General features: G+C 64.1%; 1 protein-coding gene. It reads right to left on the minus strand.

The genetic code is table 11. The features are described 5' to 3' along the window. Positions 1-3923, minus strand: a 3923-nt coding sequence (locus AC1D34_RS34740) for a peroxidase family protein (RefSeq protein ID WP_476826686.1), incomplete at both ends; no start/stop codon positions are given.

Below are 3923 nucleotides of genomic sequence, written 5' to 3' on the forward strand. Positions count from 1 at the left end.
CTCCGCGACGATCGAGGGATCGAGATCGACGTCATAGACCTGCGTCGGCGCAAAGAAGAGGTCGACATTCGGCTGGATCGTCCGGGCGAACTCCTCGAAGACCAGATGCTGATACTGCATCTCGGTGCCGAATTTCGCGGTCTGGAACAGGCGCTCGCCATTCCACTGCAGGGCTGCGATCTCTCCGGGAGTCGCCGGGAAGGTCGCCGGCTCGGAGCCGGGGATCAGCCATTCCTTGAGGAAGGCGAGATCGCCCGAGGTCAGCACCGTGTTCTTGGCCTGCTCGACCAGCCGGTTGTGCTCGGAGTGGAAGATCGCATGCACGGTGGTGAGACCGATATTCTCGTTCACGCGACCGTCGCCGGCGATGTAATGCGCGTCGAGAAGCTCGTTGTCATAGGCGAGGTTGGTGCCTCCCGGCCCCACGGGGACGGCGTTTCCGGTGAGCGTATCGGCGTCGGGCGCAAGGACACCGGCGTTGAAGACCGGCACGGCATTGTGGGCGATGTCGTTGAGGAAGGCGTGGCCGGTGCGCACCGCGTTAGCGAGGCTGATCGGGGCCGCCGGATTGCCTTCGACAAGCGTGGTGACGTCGTCGGCGTTGCCGGCAATGCCGTCCGGCCCATTATTGACCCGGATGACAACTTGCGGGAAGCCGTTCGGACCCTTCATGAAATTGCCATAGGCGTCGGTCGCCAGCAGCGGACCGCTATCGATATCGGCGTCGGTCAGGTTGATGCCGAGAATGTCGCGCGCCTGGGCCTTCACCACCTTCCAGGTCGCCATGCCGCCGATTTCGGTGTCGTCAGCGGTTCCGAACGTCCCATCAGCGCCCAGGTCGCGATTGGTGATCAGCCGGCCGGTCGCGACCGGCTCACCATCAGCGTTGAGCTGATAGCCACGCAGGAAGACCTGGTGCGAGGGATGCGAGGAATAGGTCTGGTTCTGGTCGACGAAGGGCGTGGTCGTGTTCGTATGCTCATGGATATCATCGGCCGTGCCGAGAATACCATCATCGCCAGGCAAGTTGGTCGCCCGCGTCAGGACCATGAAGTTCGTCGGGCTGCCCGGCACGAAGAGCGGATCGTCCGGCTGAAGCGGTATGAACACCGTGCCGGAGCCGCCCTTGGTCACGAGATCGAGACCATGGTCGAAGAACTGGCCGAAGAAGGTCATCCAGGCGTTGAACGGTGCCGACAAGCCGGCGTCGGGCGCGATGTTGGGGATTTCGAAGACCTGCTTGTCGTCAGCCGTGCCGAACTGGCCGTCGAGGCCCGGGCTCGTCACGATGGTCAGGCCAAGACCGTCGACCACCCCGTCAAAAGCCGTCTGGGCAATTGCCAGCGCCACGGGGTTTCCACCGACCTTGGCTGCATTGAGAACCTGGAGCGCTGCGCTGAACTTTGCCGAATCCGCCGAGACGTCTTCCGAGCCGGCATTCCGCAGGGCCGCAGCGATCACCGCCGGATTGTTCAGGCTCTGGTCGACGACCAGGTTGCTGATCGTGCGCGGCTGCGAGTCGAAGACCAGGCCGCTCGTCTGCTGGTAGGAGGTGCCGCCCTCCGCCGGATTGAACACGGGCGTCGTAACGCGCGGGAAGACGTTGTCGGCCGCGCCGAACGTCTCGCTCTGCTGCTGCGTCCCGAGATTGTTGCCTGAGCCGTCCACGGTGCGCAGGCCGAGAGGCATCCGCACATTCGGCAGCAGCGAGCTCAACGGCGTACCGGCGGCATTGGCTTCTGCAATCTTGATCTGGTCGAGGATGAAGTTGAGGTCCGAGCGCACCATCATGATGCCCTCGCCGCCCGAGGTGGCGTCGACGACCGGCGTCGGCGCGACCGGCGGAACCACGGGCCCTGCCACGACGGGCTGGGTCGGAGCCGAGAACACTGTCTCGGTGACGCCGTGACCGTCGGTGAATATCGCCTTAACGCGCAGGGCAGAGCCGGCAAGGTCAGGGGTAACCCTGAAGGTTGTGCCGTCGGCGCTCTGGAAGGCGAGATCCCCGAGCGGAAGCAGGATGATGTCCTCGAAGACACCTGGAGAGACCTCGAACTGCCAATGATAGGAAATCGAGCCAGGGACAGGGCCGCCATCTGCGTCAGTCACGCCCGCGATCGAGACGCGCAGCAACTGCCCGGAGGTTGGCGTATTGTCAGCCGTGCTCGACGTCGCGTCGAGAATGGCGAGCTGGCCGGTCGGGTCGACGTTGAGGCCGACGCCGTTTGGAAGCGTGAGGCTCTGATCGGCAAATTGCAGCCGCTCGACATTGACAAGGGTATCGGTTCCATCCGTGCCGGCATTGTCCGTGACGGTGGTGATGCCAGTCGTCGTGTTCGTGGTGACCGTGTAGTCGGCCCTGTTGCCGGAGAAAATGGCCGTGTCGAAGCCGTTGTCGTCGTCCTTGAGCTCGCGCACCGCGACGAGCTGACCGGGGTTCCACACCCCGTTCAGCATGTTCTGCAGCAGCTTCGGGGCGACCATGCTGTCGAAGCTGGCGATTTCCGCGCCGGTTCCATCGGCATTCGCCTTCACGCTGATGCGCACGTTCAGCCAGCGGTCGCCGTCAATCAGGTCGTCGCCGCCACGCCCCTCGAGCAGGTCGCTGCCGGCGCCGCCGAGCATGATGTTGCCGGTCGCGAAGCCGGTGGTCGAGAGCCCGGCCTGGCCCAGGAGTGCCGCCAGCCCGTCGATCAGCGCGACATTGGTGAGCGCGCCGCCCGTGGCGCCGCCATGGTTGAGGATCGTGACCGCGTCGACATCGTCGCCGCGCAGGATGTCGGCAAAGCGCGAGCCGGACAGACCCTCGACCTCGGCGAAGCGGTCGAGGATCGAGGCCGGAGAGGCAGCAACAGGCTGGACGACGCCCGTATTTGAAGCAGGTGTCTCGCCATGCGGCTGGGCCAGCGCGGCCAGCGTCAGGTCGACCGTGACGCCCTGGGTGTCATTCTTGTAGGTGACCCAGTCGAAGCCGGACATGCCGTCCATCTTGTCCTGGGCATCGCTGCCAACGAAGATGTCGTCGCCGCCCTCGCCGATGAACTCGTCAAAGCCGCCGCCGCCAATGAAGATGTCGTTGCCGATGACGTTATCGGCCAGAAGAGGCGCGAAATTGTCGCCAGGTGCCCCGTCCTGCGTGCCCTTCTCGATCCAGTCGTTGCCCTCGTTGCCAGTCGGCGGCAGGCTGGTCTTGGAACTGTAGATGAAGTCGTCACCCTGACCACCGAACGTGGTCGAGATGTCCTCCATCGTGACGATGTAGTCCTTGCCGGCGCCGCCCAGGATCAGGTTTCCGACGCCGCCCACCATCATGTTGCCGGCGTGGATGACGTCGTTGCCATCGCCGCCCTCGAGCCGGTCGTCGCCACCCAGGTCCTGGATGATATCGTCGCCCACGCCACCCAGGATGGTGTCGTTGCCATAGCCGCCCTGCAGGTAGTCATTGCCGCCGTCGCCATAGAGCGTGTCGTCGCCATCGCCCGAGATGATGACGTCATTGCCCGCGGTGCCACCGAGGACGACATGATCCTCACCGGTGTACTGGAGGTAGTTTGTGTCCGCGCCAGCCGTCGTGGGATTGTCGCGGACGACGAGAGGAACGATCTCAATACCGTTGATCCCGATGCCGCCGGTCGGGTCGGCACGGCCATCCAGACCGAGCCCGGTGTGCTGCGTCGCCTGGTTCACTTCGAGCGTGAAGGTCGGCGTCGTGAAGATCGCGTTCGGCAGATGCGTGGCGTCGCTGTTCAGCATCACCAGCTTGGCGAACGAGTTGTTCTCGAGCTCGGTGCCGAAATTCATGCCGGCGGTGCGCGACAGATAGTAGAACCGGTCGCCGTTCTGCAGCGATTCAAGCTGGGTCTCGAAGACGAAGTTGAAGGACGAGCCGAGCATGCCGCCAAACGGCATCTTCTCTTCCGCAA

The sequence above is a fragment of the Allobosea sp. P1_A7 genome, assembly GCF_056406775.1.